Genomic DNA, 20,007 nt, shown 5'->3' with positions numbered 1-20,007 from the left:
TCATCATATGAAAAAAGTAGCAAAACGTATATTGCTTATTATCATTAGTATTATTGTTGCAGTGATTTTATTAGCCTGTATTTCATTTGGAGTTTTGAATTATTATCGATTTGCGCCATTAGCAGGCTTTATATCGAATCAAGCAAGTGAAGCACTAGGACAAAATGTTAGTTTGAATGGTATTTATGTTGGCTATTCATTTAATGATGGCTTATCAATTAGTATCCAAGGGTTAAGCATTACTGAAAAAAATAATACAGATAAAGTTGGTCAAGAAAAAACCTATTTATTTGCTGGTGTAGAATTAGCTAAAGTATCATTTAATTTAGCGCCCATTTTTAGTGGTAATTTTAAATTAAATTCATTAACGGTGAATCATGCAATTATTAATTATGATGTAACAAAACCATTTATTATTGAGAAAGATCAGCAAACACATGCACAAGAAATTGAAGAGCAAAAAACAAAAATAGAAAAAGTTGAAAAACCCTCAAAAGAAGAAAAATCTGATTTCTTATGGTTAAATTTATTACCTAAAGTAATAATAACCGATAGTACAATTAATTATAAAGATCAAAATCAAGCCTATCGTCTACAAATTAAAAAACAAACTTTGACCAATACAAGTAAAGACCGTAATCAATACGATGGATTAATCAAAGGTAATTGGATATTTAATAATATTAGTATTGATATTAATGGAAATATTAAGAGTAAAAATTTAAAACAAACAGTAGCATTAAGCCTAGCGATAAGAGATATCAGTAATAATCATCTGAGTGCAAGTGGAGATATTTCATATAATCAAAAAAATGAGTTAGTCTATCGATTAAAAACACAAGGTGCATTAACAAATTTAAAGCAATGGCAAGCAGCTTTAGGTACTGAGTATCAACAAATAAATGAATTAGATCAACTAAATTGGCAAGGTAATTTTAGCTATGATAAGTTAAATTCATTACAATCAAATTTAACATTAAGCTCTCAATATAATAATTTAGATTATAAAATTTTATTAAATGCGTACTCAATGGGGGATAATCCATCGATTTTCCCTCTTTCATTTACTTTAAAAGCAAATGATAATCAAGATAATTTAAATGTTGCTGCAAAAGGTTATATTGATGATAAAACGAATAAACAATGGCTAAAAGCTGAGCTTACAGGTCAATTAAAAGTGCCAAAAAAGCTTTTTATTAAGGATCAGTTACCATTTGATCATTTATCTTTAAATGCCACAGTAATTGGTGATGGTAACAAAGTTAATGTTAATGATGCTAAATTTAAAGCAAATTATCAAAATAAACCATTTATAGTTTTATTTAACTATCAGCTAATCAAAGCTAATGATCATTTCCCGATGAAGTTTAATTTTACTAGTAGTTATAACAATCATCAAATATTTGAGTTAGCTGGTGGTGCACAATGGCCAATTGATGTAAAGAATTGGTTAAAAGCTAAATTAAATGTTAATGCTGATCATATTGCTCAGTTGTTAAAAGATTTAAATATTTCAACCGGTAATTATCAAATTCAATCAATAGATACTTTAATTAATTTAAGTGGTGAAAAACCTTATCAACTAATAGCTGATATTCAGCCGACTAAGGTAAAAGTGAATCATGTTGGGTTATTAGTAAATGGGCAGTTAAAATCCTTTTTAGATAAATCAACGCCATCGTTAGATTATGATTTGAAGGTTCATCTTAATCAAACAACTACACAATCAACTGATCAAGATACAAAAAACTACCTTAATCTAAAAGGTATGCTTGCTCATTATCAACAAGCAAATCCATGGTTTAATTTATCAATTAATGGTAATGTCGATTCATTAAAGTCAATTCAACCGTTAATAACTTATCCATTACCTAATTTAACAGATTTAAATGTTAAAATGGCGATCAACTCCTCTAATGATCAATTGAAATTTAATATTGATACGATTTCAGCTAAATACCTAGAAAAATTACTATCACTAAAAGGTCATGGTGTCTATGGTATTTTTCAGACCAATAAACCAATTAATGGCGGTTTATTTTTAACCTATGATTCTGATAGCATTCAACTTAATTTAAATGGATTCTGGGAAGAAAATCAGGGAATTAATGTTAATTTATTAGCTAATATTGCTGATTTAAGCCGATATTCACAGCTAATAGGCGTTAAATTGCCGGATATTTTAAATATCAACTTACGTAGTCAGTTATCGCTTTTCCCACATCAGTTAATATTAAATAATTTAAACTTTCAGTCAGGTGCTAATCAAACGCTAACATCCTTACAATTACAGGGTAACTATAATTTTAATAATCAGTTATTTAAAGTATTAATTACGCAGTTAGATTTAAATGGTTTGAAAGTGACAGGTCATGCTAGTGGTCAATTAAGTAAAGCCAATCGACACTATCAGGGTACAATTTCTATTAATGCACAATCATTAAGTGGTTTAAATCAATTGCTTTATCAATGGTTTGATTTTTATTTACCTGAATTAACCAATATGAAACTTTCTAGTGACTTTAAAGAAAGTAATCAAATATTGAATATTGAACTAAACACTCAATCAGATAGTGGTGATTTAAGAGGTAATATCCAATGGAAGCATCAAGATTCAAAACATCAACTACTAGCAAAACTTAATAGTCAATATTTAAATATTTATTCGATTCAACAAGCAATGCATAATGCACAGTCAACTTTAAAAATAACTTCTGATGCACTGAGTTTAACAGCTAAGAAACCATCGCAGAGTAATGAAGAAAAAGAGAAAAAAGCCGAGGCAATTAAAGCAAAGCAAGCTGAAATACCTAACTGGATGAAGCAACCTTTATCTCGTCTTTTAAATCAATACCAAAGTGATATTAGTTATCAAATTAAAACACTCATTTTAGCTAAAAATGAACAGTCGACTAATGTTGTATTAAAAGCTCAAAGTTCATCAAAAGGTGCACTTTTTTCATTAACGGCAGATACTTTTTTCCAAGGAAAAGTTGATTTTGTTGGTAAGCTAATACCGGATATAAAATTAAAGAATAATTATCTATTAGACTTAAACGGTTATATTGGTACTTTAAAAATCACACCAGATAATTTGTTACTTGATGATACGATACCATTAGATGAAGGCTCATTAATGATGCAAGTTAAAGCACAAAGTAATGGCTTAAGTAGCTTAGATTTAATGAAACAGTTAACAGGTAAAATGAAAATAGCTGGTGACTCATTAAAAATTAAACTATTCAACAGCGAATCAGTATTAGGTAAATTTTTATTATTATTATCGGGTGATAAATTTTCAAAAATTATAACCGTGCCTTGTGCGTACACTTTATTTGATATTGAAAAAGGTGTTTTAACAATTAAAGATTTATTAATAAATAGTAAAGGGGCTATTGTTACTGGTGAAGGCACAGTTGATTTAGTTAATCAAAAAATTGATATAACTTTAACACCAAAAGCTAAGTTTATTAATCTATCATCTATTGCGTTACCAATTACGATTTCAGGTACATTTAGTAAACTTTATATTTATCCTAATACAACAGGCAGCATTATAAAAACGGGTGCTGCTGCAGCACTATTAGCAACAGGGGTTGGTGCGGTAGGCCTAGTTGCAACTGAAGCAACAACAGGTACCTATAGGGCTTATAAAGATTATTGTAAAGGGGTGTTGGATAAGTTTGAGTAGAATTAATATATTTAAGCATATTTACGCATTAAATAAAGGTAACTTTTATCAAAACACCAGTTATAAACATAAGCATAAATAAGATAAAAAACGACAAAAGCAATATCCGTGATAAATGCTTGTAATAAGCTCATATTTAGCCAAATAGCAACTAAAGGTATGGTTGCTATTAATAATCCACCTTCAAATAAAAGTGCATGTAATACACGAATAACAGGAGTACGTTCAAATCGATTTTTACCTAAATTAGCTTCTATTTTATCAAAGATGATATTATAGATAAAATTCCATATCATGGCGATTAATGAAATTACAATACCTAAAGTGCCAACTGTTAAGATATTTTCTGCTAAAACAAGCGCTGCAAATGGTGCAAAAATTAAAATGCCAAATAATTCAAATAAAACCATATGAATGATTCTTACTTTAATAGATATACCTGTATTGATTGCTGTCATTATAACCCCATAGAATTATTATTCTTATTTTAAGAGCTATATTATAATAAAATCTGTGTGATTAATAAAGACTTTTGTTGTATAAATTATAACCTAAAATTTAAATTATAAATCCATTTGAAATATTAAGTCATCATCATTGGCAAGCACATCATTATCAGAGTCATAATCATTATCACTAGAATAAGATTTAAAAATATATGTAGATGAGGGTATGTCATCTTGTAAAGATGGTGATTTATTATTGCTTACATAACTTCTTAATGGAAATGAAATTTTTACTTTATCAGTGATCCATTTAGTATCTTTTATGCCAAGTTTAGATAAAGCTTCTTTAGTTACTTCGTCTAAGTCACCATCTGTTAATATGAAGCAATAAATTTTCTTTTTATCATCCTTTTTTGCATGATGTAGTGGCTTAATTGGTTCAGTTACAGGGAAAAACCCAGCAGGATATTCGTCATGTTTATCACGTTTATAATTAACATCTAAACTAGGTTCTTCTAGTGTTATTATAAAAATACTTTCAGGAGCAGTATCAAGAATAAATTTACCAGGATTAACAACAAAAATACCTTCTGGACAAGCTTCTTTTTTATCTAAATTGCCACGATCATTTGCTCTTCCAATGCCTAATTTATAGGCTGGAATAAGTCCTTTTTCCATGATTGATTCAATATTTTCTGTGTCTGTCATATGTAAATAGATTTTTTCGGACTTTGAAAAAAATGGTTCAGATTTTATAAATAAGGGATTGGGCTCTAAAATGGGTTCATCTGCAATAAACATGATAGTCTCCAAAAACTTAATGAATAAATTAAAAGATATAATTCATTATTACATAAAATAATCGAATAAAAAAATGAAGATTTGTTTCACATATTTTCAAAAAATAGTTATATATATTAATGATGTATATGTATATATCAATAAAACTTGTTGCTGAAACTTTTTAAAATAGAAGCTAAGTCATATAATCTAGTAAGTTATTTAATAATAGTCTCACCGTTCATATAAGGTTGTAATACTTTAGGAATTTCAATTGAACCATCTTCTTGCTGGTAGTTTTCTAATACAGCGACTAAAGTACGTCCTACTGCTAGACCTGAGCCGTTTAATGTGTGAACTAACTCAGGCTTTTTACTGTCTTTAGATCTAAAACGTGCTTGCATACGTCTGGCTTGAAAGTCAGCACACCAACTACAAGATGAAATCTCACGATAAGTATTCTGTGATGGAATCCAGACTTCTAAATCATATGTTTTAGAGGCTGAAAAACCCATATCTCCAGTACATAAGGTTAAAACTCGATAAGGTAATTCAAGCTGTTGTAAAATTGTTTCAGCATGTGTTGTTAAACGCTCTAATGCCTTTAAGCCATCATCAGGTGTTGTGATATGAATTAACTCAACTTTTTCAAATTGGTGCTGACGAATCATACCACGTGTATCTTTACCATAAGAGCCTGCTTCACTTCGAAAGCAGGGTGTATGTGCAACAAATTGTAATGGTAGGTCAGTTTCTTGAAGAATTTCATCACGTACAAGGTTTGTAACAGGTACTTCTGCTGTTGGTATTAAATGATAAGGGAAGTGGCCTTCAATTTCGAATAAATCTTCAGAGAATTTAGGCAGTTGCCCAGTGCCTAATAAACTATCATTATTAACCATAAACGGTACATAGACTTCTGTATAATTATGATTATTAACATGCAAATTAATCATAAACTGAGTTAATGCGCGTTGTAATCTGGCAATTTCACCTTTTAAAACAACAAATCGACTGCCAGTTAATTTTGCTGCAGCTTTAAAGTCAGCGCCTGATAAATTTTCAGCGATATCAACATGATCTTTAACTTCAAAGTCAAACGTTCGAGGTTCTCCCCAGCGTCTTATTTCCTCATTATCATCTTCATCTTTACCGATAGGCACACTCTCATGTGCAACATTTGGCATTTCAAGTAATAATGATTTGATTTTATCTTGTAAAGTATCAAGATTAATTTCTGCTGATTTTAACTGTTCGTTTATAGTTTCAACTTCGTTTTTTATGCCATTAATATCACCACCTTGTGCTTTAATTTTTCCAATCTCTTTTGATTTAGCATTTCTCTCTGCTTGTAAATGCTGTGTTTTGCTTTGTAATTCTTTACGTTGATTTTCTAAATCATTAAATAAATTAACGTCTAATTGATAACCTCGCTCTGTTAATTTTTTTGCAAGACCATCGGTGTGATTTCGTAACTGTTTAATATCCAACATAGTTAATAGCCTGTCATTTTAATTTAAAATTATTCAATATGCGTTTTTGGTTTAAATAATATTCTGCCAGTCATCTCTTGTGGAATTTCCATACCCATTAGACTTAAAATAGTCGGTGCAATATCAGATAATCTTCCATCAGAAATAACTGGCTCAAATGATCGTAAATCACTAACTAAAAGTGCAGGAACAAGTGAAGTTGTATGTGCAGTATGTGCCATTTGTGTTTGTTGATTTTTCATTAAATCAGCATTACCATGATCTGCTGTAATAATCATTTCACCACCTTGAGCAGAAATAGCAGTGTAAATTAAACCAATACACTTATCTAATGCTTCGCAAGCTTTAATTGCTGCATCCATTTTTCCTGTATGACCTACCATATCGGCATTGGCATAATTACAGATAATGGCATCATATTTACCAGAATGAATAGCACTAACAAGTTTGTCAGTAACTTCATAAGCACTCATTTCTGGTTGAAGGTCATAAGTCGCAACTTTTGGAGAAGGTACTAAAATACGATCTTCGCCTGGAAAGATAGTTTCAACGCCACCATTAAAGAAAAAAGTCACATGGGCATATTTTTCAGTTTCAGCAATACGCAATTGTTTTAAGCCATGTTCAGATAGATATTCACCTAAACTATTATGAATATCGCTAGGTGGGTATGCAATATCACTGTCAATATCATCAGCATATTTTGTAAGCGTCGTTAAGCGGATATTGGGTGCAACTTGTCGCTTAAATCCATCAAAATTTGGATCAGATAACGCATAAGATAATTCTCTTGCACGGTCAGATCTAAAATTCATAAAAATAACCGCATCATCATCTTCAATTGTAGCTGGATTTCCATTGGGAGTAATAATAGTTGGCTTAATAAACTCATCCGTTTCACCACGTTGATAGGCTTTTTCTAATGCATTTGTAGCGGAGTCTGCACTGTATGGAGCTTTACCTAACGTCAATAAATTATATGCTTGTTCAACGCGATCCCAGCGCTTATCTCTATCCATGGCATAATAACGGCCACAGATTGATGCAACAAAGCCTGCGCCTATTTCATTAAATAAATCATCTGCTTTTTTTAATGAATTAAGTGCACTTTTAGGTGCTGTATCACGACCATCTAAAAAAGCATGAAGATAAATTTTCTGTGCGCCTTTGCGATAGGCTAATCGAATCATTTCAAATATATGATTCTCATGACTGTGAACACCACCTGGTGATAATAGTCCTAAGATATGAATGGCTTTATTATTTGAAACAGCTTTTTCAACCGCATTATTTAAAACACTATTATGATAGAAATCACTGGATTGAATATCTTGGTTTATACGAGCTAGTTCCTGGTAGACAACCCGCCCAGCACCGATATTAACATGACCTACTTCTGAATTTCCCATTTGTCCTGTTGGTAATCCAACGACTTCCCCTGAAGCATCAAGTAATGTATGTGCATTTTTTTGCCACAGCCGATCCCAATTTGGCGTACCTGCTTGATTAATCGCGTTATCTTGATCTTCTTCTCGAAAGCCCCAGCCATCTAAGATCATCAATAATATTGGCTTTGGTTTTTTATCCACATATCTCTCCTGAAATGGTTTATGTGCTTATGTAAGTTTTAAGCACCAAATGACTTAAAATATTGTAAAAGTTTGTACTAATAAAGGCCAGAAATACTTTCTATATTCTGCTTGAATTTATTGCATTAGCAAATGTGAAAATAATATTTTACCTTGATTTTTATGAACAACTTGCATAACGTAGGTATACTTATAATATAAGCATGCGGGTAAGCTCTGATGAAAGAAGATAAAAAATATAAGTCAAAAAAACCGGATAATCAGGGATTTGTGCAATATACAGATGATGAACATAGTGTATGGAATACACTAATTGAACGTCAAATTGATATTGTTGCAAATAGGGCATGTGATGAATATTTAAAAGGTTTAGATATTATTAATTTTCCAAAATTACATATTCCACAGATTCCGGAGTTAAATAAGATATTAAAAGCGAATGGAGGCTGGGAAGTTGCACCTGTTGCAGCATTAATTAATTTTGATAAATTTTTTAAATTATTAAGCGAGAAAAAATTTCCCTGTGCTACGTTTATCCGTACACCTGAGGAACTAGAGTATCTACAAGAGCCTGATATTTTCCATGAATTATTTGGTCACTGTCCAATGTTAACGGATCAAACTTATGCTGATGTGATTCAAAACTACGGTAAGCTTGGTGTAGGCGCTCCAGCCTACGTACAAAAAATGTTGGCAAGATTCTATTGGTTTACGGCTGAGTTTGGCTTAATTCAAACAAAAAAAGGCTTACGTTCATATGGTGGTGGTATCTTATCTTCAATTGGTGAAACACTTTATGCGGTAGATGATCCAGCACCTAAGCGTGTTGCATTTGATGCATTGGAAATTTTAAGGACGCCGTATCGTATCGATATTATGCAACCGATTTATTATGTGATTGAATCTTATGAACAGTTATATGCAATTATGAATGAAAAGATTTTAGATTTAATTGAACAAGCAAGGGAGTTGGGTGATCATTCACCATTGTATCCACCAGTAATTGCTGATGCGCATACTAAACCGACTAGTATGCCAGTTTGCTAATTTTTTAAATTAAAACTAATAGTTAAATTATTTAAGGAAAGTGATAATGACTAATGTATTAGTTGAAAAAAAATGTAAGGTTTGTGAAGGTGGTGATGTCTTACCATTAACGCAAAATGAAGTTGAAAAATATTTAAAATTAACACCAGCTTGGCAAGTTATTAATGATATAAAAATTCAAAGAGTATTTCAATTTAAAGGATTTTATAAAACAATGGCATTTGTGAATGCTGTTGCATGGATTGCCAATAAAGAAGGTCATCACCCGGATATGGAAGTTAGTTTTAATCGTTGTATTGTTAATTTCACAACACATGCAGTGGATGGCTTAACAGACAATGATTTTATCTGTGCAGCAAAAGTTGACCAATTATTAGAAGACTAACTTGAGTATAAGTGATGGATCATTATTTTTTATATCTTCATGGCTATCAAAGTTCACCTACAACATTACGTGCGTTAAAACTGCAATTATGGTTAAGAGAGCAGTATCCAGAATCACGAATCGATGCACCAAGGTTATCTGATCGTGATGCATTGGGTGCATTTGAAAAGATTAATGCAAGATTAGATAGAGTAGATAATCAGCGTAAAGTAGTTATTGGTGCTTCTTTAGGCGGTTTGATGGCGCATTTATTAAAACAAGTAAGAAGTGATATTACAGATGTCATTTTAATCAATCCAGCCTTACGTTTTGATGATATTTTAGCCAATATGGGCTTGGTGATTGGTACAAATGGTGAAGGAGATATTAGTCAAGAAGACGTTGATATTATTCGTTCATTTATTCCTACTGAAATAGACAATCAAGAAGATTATCTTTTATTACTTCAACAGGATGATGAAGTCTGTCCATATTTATGGTCAGTTGATTTATTAGCTGATGCTCATGTTGATATACAAAATGGGCAAGGACATTCTTATCAAAATATAGAAACAGCTTTTGATGTCATGGATGGATTTATTAAAAGGTAAGTGTATATAACACCATAATATAATACTAAGAAAACTTAAATAAATCTTTATTCATGTTTGATTTTAGATTGATTATTATCGCATTAAATAAACTATGATAATAATAGGTAGTCTAATGCCAATAAAAAATAAGACAGTTTATGCGATACTAGGTGTTTTACGTAATGAAACATTAAGTGGATATGAAATTCATAAAAGAATACTAACCTCAATGAAAGTATATTGGAATGAAGGCTATAATTCGACCTATCCATGCTTGAAAAAAATGACAGATGAGGGTCTTGTTACATTAGTAGAAGGTCATTCAAATAAGTCAAATACCAAATATTATCAATTAACTAAAAGTGGTATTAAACATCATAGACAATGGCTTAATACCTTAGAGTCTAGTGAGTTAACTAGAAATGAAAATTTACTTAAAATATTTTTTAGTAGTCAGTCTGATACTGAGCAATGTAGAAGATTAGTTGAGTATGAAAAGCTTAAAGTTGATAAATTATTAATGAATCGAAACTCACATATGCTTAATAATAATAATGAGTTAAGTTCAAAAGACCTTATTAATTTATATGATCAATTTATCTTAGATGCTAAACAACAATGGTGTAATTTAATATTAGAAAAACTATATTAATATTATATGGTTATCAAATAAAATATATAAAAAGTGGAGAGTATTATATGGTATGGTTTAAACGCACAAGAACAACAGCAAAGAAAATGACAGACTTTGAAGGAATCAAACGTCAACAGTTTTTCTTATATAATATGATTAAAATGTTATTTAAAATTGATAAAGTAAAAGATCCGTGTAAATTTGAAGATTTAGCTGATCGTGGTATTACAGATAAGAAGCTACGTGAGAATTTGGCTACGTTTACCTTTTTATACCGATTTTTTGGTATCATAGGTGTTATTGTTTTGTTATATACTATTTCATTGTTTTATCGAACTTATTATCTAGGTGCTATTGTTGGCGCTGCTGCATCTGTGATGTTTTTAGCACATGCATTTAAATACCATTTTTGGTCATTTCAGATTAGAAATAAGAAATTAGGCTGTACTTTAGGTGAATGGTTTGATGGTTTAATCAGTCGTAATAAGAAATAGTCAACTACTCTATATAAAGTGATGCTAATTTAGTCTCTTTTTAAAACAGCTAAAAATGCTTCTTGCGGTACTTCAACATTTCCGACTTGTTTCATGCGTTTTTTACCACGCTTTTGCTTTTCTAATAATTTTTTCTTTCTTGAGACATCACCACCATAGCATTTAGCTAAGACATTTTTACGTAATGCTTTAACATTGGTTCTGGCAATAATCGTTGAACCAATAGCAGCTTGAATGGCAACTTCAAACATCTGCCTTGGAATTAAATCTTTTAGACGTTCAACTAATTCTCGTCCTTTATAGGTTGATTGGTCTTTATGAACAATGACAGCAAGTGCATCAACCTTTTCACCATTGATTAAAATATCCAAGCGCACCATATTAGCAGCTTCATAACGATTAAGCTCATAATCTAAAGATGCAAAGCCACGACTAACAGACTTTAAACGATCGAAGAAATCAAGTACAACTTCAACCATAGGAATATCATAGCTTAGTGAGACTTGACGACCGACGTATTGCATATTCACTTGAACACCACGTTTTTCAATGCAAAGTTTAATGACATTACCCACATGATCTTGAGGTACTAAAATATTGGCTCTAACAATCGGCTCACGAATTTCTTCAATACTTGCTGGATCTGGTAGTTTAGCAGGGTTATCTACTAAAACCATTTCACCATCTTTGGTATCAACTTCATAGACAACCGTAGGTGCTGAAGTGATTAAATCAATATCATATTCACGCTCTAGGCGTTCTTGGATAATTTCCATATGTAGCATACCAAGGAAGCCAATACGAAAGCCAAAGCCTAAGGCTTGTGATGTTTCTGGTTCATAGAATAATGATGCATCATTTAGGCTTAATTTCTCTAATGCTTCGCGGAAGTTCTCGTATTCATCTGTTGAGATTGGAAACATACCTGCATAGACTTGTGGTTTAATTTGCTTAAAGCCGGGAAGTGCTTCATCTGCTGGTGCGCGCGTATGAGTTAAGGTATCACCAACAGGTGCACCATGAATATTTTTAATGCCAGCAACCACAAAGCCAACTTCACCAGCACTTAGTGATTCTTTCTTAAGCATTTTAGGTGTAAAAATACCAATTTGATCAACCTGGTGACTTTGGCCAGTTGACATGACAGTAATTTTTTCATTGACCTTTAGTGTACCATTTTGAATGCGTACTAATGAGACAACACCTAAATAATTATCAAACCATGAGTCAATAATCAAAGCTTGCAAGGAAGCGTCAGGGTCACCTTCAGGGGGAGGAACATGGTGGACAATTGTTTCAAGTACATCTTTTACACCAATACCGCTTTTAGCACTACAGCGTACGGCTTCGGTTGCATCAATACCAATAATATCTTCAATTTCTTCTGCTACACGATCGGGCTCTGCTGCAGGTAAATCAATTTTATTGAGAATAGGAATTACTTCAAGGTCTTGTTCAATGGCAGTATAACAATTTGCAACTGTTTGTGCTTCAACACCTTGAGCGGCATCAACAACTAATAGTGCACCCTCACATGCAGCTAAGGAGCGAGATACCTCATAAGTAAAATCAACATGACCTGGTGTATCAATAAAATTAAGTTGATAAGTATTACCATCTTGTGCAGTGTAATTTAACGTCACACTTTGTGCTTTAATGGTAATACCACGCTCACGCTCAATATCCATTGAGTCAAGCACTTGCGCTTGCATCTCTCGCTCAGTTAGACCTTCACAGGTTTGAATAAAACGATCTGCCAAGGTTGACTTACCATGATCGATATGCGCAATAATAGAAAAGTTTCGTATATGTTTCATAATTACAAAATCAAAGTTTATTTAATTGTCTATAAATATTAGTTTAAATGAATTATGCCGAAATTTTCTAAGAAGTAAAATATTTTAAGTTTTTCGAGGGAAATTTATTCTAAAGTAGGGGTAGTTGTCACAGTTGGTTGAAGTTCTTGCTCAAAAAAAGGCGTTGATATTGCTTTTTGTATAGCAACCTCTGTATCATCAGGTTTTTTTAAATGATCAGAAAGTTGATCAACTTTTTGATGCCATAGGGGGTCAACTTCAGGTGTTGCTAATACATGCGTGTTAGAGACTTTTAAGTCTTTTTCAGGGTTCAAAAATACATAAATGGGTGGCGTTTGCCCGTCACCATAATCGTAAATTATTAAACTTTTACCATTCTGTTTTGCAGCTTGGGTAATATGGCCAGTAGCAACTGAAATACCCTCGGGGTCATCTTCAAGTATTTGGCTTAGTTCTTGCGCAAATGCTTTTCCATACATGGCTTCATTTGCAAAAATACGTGATTCACGATTAGGGTTATGCTCTGGAGTATATACATGACCTTCAGTGGCTTTGGATTCATGATATACTACAGCTAGTTTATCTTCGATTGTTAAATTGTGCCTAAGAATTTTATCCTCTTCGATATTGGCTTGAAGTTCAATAATACTGTACATATTGCCATTGGTACGATTTTCATTTTTAAACATTGCACCATGCCTTGCTGCAATCTTAAAGTCATCAGTAGCATATAAACCATTACCAAATGATCTTCCAGCAGCTGGAGTTTGTGTGATTTTAAAACCAGATAATCCAATTGGCGTAGCAGCATCTAATTTTGTACCATGAAACAATGTAAATTTTGGCATGCAACCCTCCAAAAACAACAACCATACACTTTATGTCTGATTATTAATGTATCATGGTGATTGGTATATGTACAGAGATAATATTTTAATCCTCCACAACAATCGTATCTTTCTTACGTAAAGCATTACATAAATCAACTAGTTTTGGATGTGTAAACCAGTGAAAGAATACAATAGATGTAATAAAGACTAATGGATAGAAAACAATCTCTGGAATAATACCATGACCTTTATACGCCTCTGGACCAAAACCAATGATAAATGTAATTATCCAAAGATAAATAAGCATTGGTAAAGCAGTCGATAAAATATCTTTCATTGTGTATTGATGATTTTTTCCTGAATTAATCACAAGGAATATAGCAAGTAAAATTGTCATAAACCAAGCAAGTTTCATCATATCAACATAGCCAACAAACACTAATAACATAGTTAAAACAAAAAACAATATTGGCGCAACGATATGTGCATAAGGTACTGTAAATGGACGTTTCTTATCTGGCTCACTTCTACGAAGTGCAACTAAAGAGATAGGTGCTGCCATATAACCAATGACATGAAATGCTGTGACTAATACCATTAATGCCGCCCAGCTATGAAATAATAAAAGCAAACCGCTAGCTAGAATAAAGTTAAAAAACATCGCACGTCTTGAGAAATAGTATTTTGGATCAAGCTTGGCAAAGTATTTTGGCATTTGACCTTCTGAAGCCATAGAGTAGAGCATGCGTGAGGTACCACCTAAATAAGCAATACCTGTACCTGATGGTGATACAACGGCATCAGCATATAAAATCATCACCATAATATTTAAGCCTAGTGGAATCATTAATTGTACAAATGGTGAGTTAAAGTTTAAATTAGCCCAACCTTTTGTAACAACCTCTTGTGGGTTAACCGCACCGATAAATGAGGTTTGTAATAATAGATAAATCACTAAGCAGATAATAATTGAGAAAAACATCGCCAAAGGTAAATTACGCTCTGGCTTTTTAATTTCACTAGCAAATGATAATGCAATTTGAAAGCCATTAAAGGCATAGATCATGCCACCAGCAACAATGGCAGTAAAAATTGACCCGGTACCAAATGGTATCCAAGTATTATGATAAGCTGTAAAGTTTCCTGGGTGAAAAGCACTACCAATTAATACAATCGCTGTAAATAATGGAACAAAAAACTTAATCACGGTCATGGAGTTGTTAATATAAGAGAAAATTTTAATGCCAAAAAAATTAATAAATAAATAGACTATCATCAGTAAAAAAGCAATAAATAAACCTTCGGGAGTTAATGAACCATTTGCCATCCAGTTTGTTTGAGCATAATGAGAAATGCTAGTTAAATATTGAATACTTGCTTGAGCTTCTGTTGGAATCACAGCAACAATGCCCATCCAGTTTGAAAATGCAAAAAAGATACCAAAGGTTTTATTATGGGATAAAGCGCTCATTCTAGTTGTAACACCACGCATTGGATACATTGTTGCAACTTCAGCCATAACAAGTGCCATTACTGAAATAATCAATGCAGTTAATATCCAGGCAATATAGGCGCCTCCAGGCCCTGCACTTTTAGCTGCATAATAGGATGCAAAAAGCCATCCACTTCCAATAATACAGCATACGCTAGCAGCGGTTGCTGAGAATAAGCCAACTTGCTTTTTTTTCATACCCATAAATTATTTAATCCTTTTATTTAAGTTGTTTTTGATGTCCAATTGTATAGAGAACAATTAATAAACAGTAATATTGGGTGCTTCAGTATAAAAATATGACCGTTGTGAGGCACAGTAAGATAATCTGACAAAAAAAATGAGTTTAGTCAATGATATACTATGATTGATAATGTAAATTTAATGTCATAGTTAAACTGATTAATATTATTTTGCTGTTGAAAAAGCATCATTGTGTTGTTGGTTTAAATATTTGATTTATAGATATTTATATGTTATTTGATTGATTTTATACATTTGATTATTTGTTTGCTTAATTAATATCATTAAGGCATATCAAATATTAAATTATTTTTTTGCATATGCGATATTAGTGTCATATTTCTTAATTTATAGTGTATGAAATTACTTAGATAATAATTATTTGTATATTATATATTCTTGTGATTAGATGGTATATTGTTAATACAATGGAGATGTGTCAATGAAAGCTATTTATCAAAAGTTAAGTTTTAAAAAACTTTTAGTGGGTGTTCTATTTGGAGTACTTTGTACTGTAAAGATTACATTTGCATCTGCAGGTATCAATATTGATGTCGAAAACCGATGTTTTTATCCAGTAACTTTTTCAATGGGTGATGATAATCTAACAAATATAGAAATGAAAGTTACGATTCAGTCATCAACTAAAAAATTATTATCCTATGTTAAAAATAGAAGCGTTGGAATAAACGCTGTTTCTGATAGAGGGGACAAGCTTGGTTCTCTTATCGTTTGGTTGCATGATGACACCTGGGGTAATTATATGGATTCTCGAGATTTGAAAGGGGATATTTACATTGATCAACCATCAATGAGATGGCATAGTTGGAATGGCACACCAACAGTAACGATTACAACCTGTAAAAGTAAGATTGATTTAAGCCAGAGTAATTTATTTAATGGCATTGAACGTGTGATATTTTTTGGTGATAGTTTAAGTGATAAAGGCACATTACATGAATATACATTAGGTGTCATACCTCAATCACCACCTTATTATGATGGTATGTTTTCTAATGGTGATACTTGGGCTGTGCAGTTTTCAAATGATTTAAGAGAAAAGGGTATTGAAGCAAGTAATTATGCTGTTGGTGGTGCAACGACTGTATTAGATGTAACGGGTTCTTTACCTTATTCATTAGAAGGTGAATATAATACTTATACACTAAATACAACACTAAAGGGGTGGACGAATCAAGATAAGCAGTTAGCGATTATTTTTATTGGTGCTAATGATTATTTGACAGCTAAAGCATATATGACTGATCAAGAGGTTGATCAACTAACTTCAAGCGTTATTAATCAAATTCAATCAACGATTACTAATTTAATTAACTATGGCGTTAAGCGGTTTATTGTAATTGGTTTGCCTGATATCAGTTTTACGCCTGAGTCGCAGTTTGATTCAAAAAATACTGATTCAACACATGCATTAGCATTAATGCATAATCAAAAGTTACAACAAATGGTTGCTTCACTTCAGTCAAGTTATGCTAATAGTGGCATGATGTTTAAATATATTGATATTGCATCAATGTTTGATGAACTAATTAATCAAACTGATCAGATTAACCAAGAATATCATTTATTATTAAATCCTGCATTGAATACTCAGTCATGTTGGAATGGTGGGTACAGCACTTCTGGCGTATCAAATCTTACTCAAAATAATAATAGCCAAACAAAACTACAGACATTGATTAATAAATATTATGTTAATCAATCTGTTGATGTTATTAATGTTTTAAATCAACTGCCAGATACAGCTGATATTCGTAGTGCGGTATTAGTAGCAAATTCAGGTCAATTGTGTAGCAATCCAGAAAATTATATTTTTTGGGATCGAGTGCATCCAACTTCACAAATTCATAATGCACTGTATTTATATATTAAAGAGAAGTTAAATATTAAATCGATTTGAATAAATTTAGCCTGTAAAATAATAGCATGAATTGACTTAAGACGCGATAAATCGCGTCTCTACAAGGTCATATTTTAAGTTAAAAAATCAATTGCTGATAATTAGAATATATGATTTGAAAATCAGTTATCTGGGAATGTATATAATTGATATACTGTTTATTTATTGGTAGAGGCGCAATTTATCGCGTCTTTTGTTTTTATTTGGTAAGCCATTATGCTTATCCTAGTATTTAAATATATCTTTGCTATAGTTTAAAGATTAGCTTTAGGCTTGAATAGGCTTATTTTATTGGGAGAATGTATATGTTTGCAGATAAATCATTAGCAAAACAAATTGAAGCTTTGATGGTTTATAATGCACGTCAATATACATTAACCTCACTTAAATTATATCCTCAAATGCAGGCATCATGCATTGATATTGAAGGGGGTATTGCAAGTTTTTGTGGTGAAGATGATCTTTTAAGCAAAGCCATTGGTATTGGTTTAAATGGAAAAGTTACTAAAGAAACTTTGGAATTAATAGAGCAAATTTATACAAAACGACATGTTAATACGGTAATTGATCTATGTCCGTTAGCAGATTCAAGTATTTTATATTTTATTAAATCAAGATGTTATGCTTTAACTGAATACGTTAATGTGATGTATTTGGACTTAACCAAACAATTACCTGAGATATCATTACCCTCAGATGTAATTATTGAGCAAACTGATGATATTAAGCTTTGGCATGCAGTAACCGTTTTAGGTTATACACAACGAGATTCAACGACCTCACATAGCTTAAGTCGATATTTTGATTGTTATGCAAATATGGAACATGTAACAGCATTTATTGCAAAGTTAGATGGTGTTGTTGTCGGAGGTAGTGTTATTGCTATTGGCGAAAATGGTATTTGTGAATTTAATTTAAGTGGTACATTATTAGATTTTAGGGGGCGAGGTGTTCAGCGTGCGCTAATTGCAAAACGCATCGAGTATGCCAAAAAACACGGTTGTAAACTTGTCGTTGCAGGTTTTACCCCTGGTAGCATTCCACAAAGAAACTGTGAAAAATTTGGTTTTAAATTAGCTTATACAAGGACGAAATTGGTTAAAACTTTGGAATAGACTAAGGGCTGTTAACAGTTATTAAAAAACTCACATTAATCATAACTAAAGGTTTATTATGAATAAAATAGTTGCTTGTGGTCGCTTATTTTTTTTTAGTCTACTTGTTTTTAGTCCATTAATTTCATTTGCCGATAGTTCAAGCTGCGAAGAACTCAAAAGTGCAGAGTTTTCTATTGATTTATCTGCTGGAGATAATAAATGCTTATCCTTTCCAAAACGAGTTAATACAGTATTTTGTTCTGTCACTAAATTAAATCCAGCTAAAACTAAAGTTGGTAAGCTTTCTATTGAAATTACACAGTACTATACAGGCCCAATGTTGGGTATGAGTACTTATTCTCAAGCGATTAAAAAGATAGGCCAGAAATTTGAATTTACAGGTTCAAATTCACCAGATACGATGCAGGTACATTTTGAATTTGATTCACAGCCAGCATCTAAAATTAAAATGATTGGCTTATCTTGTAAATATAATACCTATGAATATTAAGGACAATCTAACGGTCCGAAATTAAAACGCTTGAGTATATCATTGATATTTAATATAGTTGTTCCTAAATTCTTTGGCACAAAAATGTGAGCGCCATACCTATTAGGAAGATATTATGAAGAAGCAAACTATATTAATAACCGGTTGTTCGCATGGTGGTATCGGTTATGCCTGTGCAAAATATTTAAAAGAAATTGGCCATGAAGTTTTTGCATCAGTAAGATCACCATCAGATGTTGAAAAGCTAAAAAGTGAAGGCTTTAATACTTATTTAATTGATGTTAATAATGAAGATCAAATTACTTATGCACTAAACGATATATTGAAGAAAACCAATAATAAATTAGATGTTGTATTTAATAATGCAGGCTTTGCACAAACAGGCGCACTTGAAGATATTCCAACAAAATACTTAAAAGAACAATTTGAGACTAATTTTTTTGCAGTTCATAACATAACACGAATGGCATTGAAGGTTATGAGAAAGAAAGGCTATGGTAAAATTATACAACATGGTTCTGTTTTAGGCTTGATCTCGCTTAAATATAGAGGTGCATATAATGCAAGTAAATATGCGATGGAAGGTATGGTTGATACAATGAGACAAGAATTGAAAGGCTCGAATATTCATATGACGATCTTAAATACAGGACCTGTAACCAGTAATATCAGAGCAAACTCAATGAAAACAGTCAAAAATATAGATAAAGAAGGCTCTGCTCATATTAGTCAGTATGAAAAATTAGCAGTGGGTAAGCACAAAAAAGTGCCATTTAATGAAGAAGCCATTGTTGTTGCTAAAGTTGTGGCAAAAATCCTTAATTCAAAAAAGCCAGCACCAAGATATACCATTACAAAATTTACTTATTTAGCTAAGTTGCTTAAAACACTACTACCTACTAGAGCGCTTGATACAGTTTTGAATAAGTTTTAGAAGTTTTAATAATATAGTAATGGATATTTAA

The 20,007-nt window shown here is 31.9% G+C and carries 17 protein-coding genes; 10 read left to right on the top strand and 7 right to left on the bottom strand.

Going from position 1 to position 20,007, the window contains the following annotated elements:
* Positions 1–7: 7 nt before the first annotated feature.
* Positions 8–3,691, top strand: coding sequence for a hypothetical protein (locus KFE69_09135; protein ID UTW41668.1), 3,684 nt, complete (start codon positions 8–10; stop codon positions 3,689–3,691).
* An 11-nt stretch (positions 3,692–3,702) separates the two neighbouring features.
* On the opposite strand, the gene KFE69_09130 is transcribed toward KFE69_09135, so the two are convergent.
* The 4 genes from KFE69_09130 to gpmI form a co-directional block, all read right to left on the bottom strand.
* Positions 3,703–4,149, bottom strand: coding sequence for a PACE efflux transporter (locus KFE69_09130; GenBank protein ID UTW41667.1), 447 nt, complete (start codon positions 4,147–4,149; stop codon positions 3,703–3,705).
* Positions 4,150–4,254: 105 nt separating this feature from the next.
* A complete protein-coding gene (locus tag KFE69_09125; GenBank protein UTW41666.1) occupies positions 4,255–4,938 on the bottom strand; it encodes a hypothetical protein in 684 nt (227 codons plus the stop codon).
* 197 nt (positions 4,939–5,135) lie between these two features.
* Positions 5,136–6,410 (bottom strand): serine--tRNA ligase, encoded by a 1,275-nt coding sequence (gene serS / locus KFE69_09120; protein UTW41665.1) that lies wholly within the window; start codon positions 6,408–6,410, stop codon positions 5,136–5,138.
* Positions 6,411–6,439: 29 nt separating this feature from the next.
* Positions 6,440–7,969: a 2,3-bisphosphoglycerate-independent phosphoglycerate mutase gene (gpmI, locus tag KFE69_09115; GenBank protein ID UTW44047.1), complete on the bottom strand. Its 1,530-nt coding sequence runs from the start codon at positions 7,967–7,969 to the stop codon at positions 6,440–6,442.
* 249 nt (positions 7,970–8,218) lie between these two features.
* Here gpmI and KFE69_09110 point away from each other — a divergent pair, with 249 nt between their 5' ends.
* From KFE69_09110 to KFE69_09090, 5 genes are all read left to right on the top strand, one after another.
* Positions 8,219–9,046: a phenylalanine 4-monooxygenase gene (locus KFE69_09110; GenBank protein ID UTW41664.1), complete on the top strand. Its 828-nt coding sequence runs from the start codon at positions 8,219–8,221 to the stop codon at positions 9,044–9,046.
* Between the two features lie 46 nt (positions 9,047–9,092).
* Positions 9,093–9,431, top strand: a complete 339-nt coding sequence (locus KFE69_09105) for a 4a-hydroxytetrahydrobiopterin dehydratase (protein ID UTW41663.1) — start codon at positions 9,093–9,095, stop codon at positions 9,429–9,431.
* Between the two features lie 14 nt (positions 9,432–9,445).
* Positions 9,446–10,021: a hypothetical protein gene (locus KFE69_09100; protein ID UTW41662.1), complete on the top strand. Its 576-nt coding sequence runs from the start codon at positions 9,446–9,448 to the stop codon at positions 10,019–10,021.
* A gap of 115 nt (positions 10,022–10,136) precedes the next feature.
* Entirely contained in the window at positions 10,137–10,655 is a 519-nt protein-coding gene (locus KFE69_09095; protein ID UTW41661.1) for a helix-turn-helix transcriptional regulator, read from the top strand.
* Positions 10,656–10,702: 47 nt separating this feature from the next.
* Positions 10,703–11,131 (top strand): hypothetical protein, encoded by a 429-nt coding sequence (locus KFE69_09090; protein UTW41660.1) that lies wholly within the window; start codon positions 10,703–10,705, stop codon positions 11,129–11,131.
* Positions 11,132–11,160: 29 nt separating this feature from the next.
* On the opposite strand, the gene lepA is transcribed toward KFE69_09090, so the two are convergent.
* The 3 genes from lepA to KFE69_09075 form a co-directional block, all read right to left on the bottom strand.
* On the bottom strand, positions 11,161–12,948 hold the full coding sequence (gene lepA, locus KFE69_09085; GenBank protein ID UTW41659.1) for a translation elongation factor 4: 1,788 nt from the start codon (positions 12,946–12,948) through the stop codon (positions 11,161–11,163).
* Positions 12,949–13,052: 104 nt separating this feature from the next.
* Entirely contained in the window at positions 13,053–13,796 is a 744-nt protein-coding gene (locus KFE69_09080; protein ID UTW41658.1) for a hypothetical protein, read from the bottom strand.
* Between the two features lie 85 nt (positions 13,797–13,881).
* Complete coding sequence (locus KFE69_09075) at positions 13,882–15,474, bottom strand: APC family permease (protein UTW41657.1); 1,593 nt, start codon at positions 15,472–15,474, stop codon at positions 13,882–13,884.
* Positions 15,475–15,955: 481 nt separating this feature from the next.
* Between KFE69_09075 and KFE69_09070 the strand changes: the two genes are divergently transcribed.
* From KFE69_09070 to KFE69_09055, 4 genes are all read left to right on the top strand, one after another.
* A complete protein-coding gene (locus KFE69_09070) occupies positions 15,956–17,434 on the top strand; it encodes an SGNH/GDSL hydrolase family protein (GenBank protein ID UTW41656.1) in 1,479 nt (492 codons plus the stop codon).
* Positions 17,435–17,739: 305 nt separating this feature from the next.
* Positions 17,740–18,549 carry a GNAT family N-acetyltransferase gene (locus tag KFE69_09065; GenBank protein UTW41655.1) on the top strand — a complete coding sequence of 270 codons (810 nt, stop codon included), beginning with the start codon at positions 17,740–17,742 and terminating at the stop codon, positions 18,547–18,549.
* Between the two features lie 58 nt (positions 18,550–18,607).
* Positions 18,608–19,042, top strand: coding sequence for a hypothetical protein (locus KFE69_09060; GenBank protein ID UTW41654.1), 435 nt, complete (start codon positions 18,608–18,610; stop codon positions 19,040–19,042).
* Between the two features lie 115 nt (positions 19,043–19,157).
* Positions 19,158–19,976: an SDR family NAD(P)-dependent oxidoreductase gene (locus KFE69_09055; GenBank protein ID UTW41653.1), complete on the top strand. Its 819-nt coding sequence runs from the start codon at positions 19,158–19,160 to the stop codon at positions 19,974–19,976.
* Positions 19,977–20,007 lie beyond the last annotated feature (31 nt).

It is taken from the genome of bacterium SCSIO 12844 (genome assembly GCA_024397935.1).
Taxonomy (GTDB): domain Bacteria; phylum Pseudomonadota; class Gammaproteobacteria; order Francisellales; family Francisellaceae; genus M0027.
Note: the sequence above shows the minus strand (reverse complement) of the source record. Positions and strands in the feature narration are given on the sequence as shown.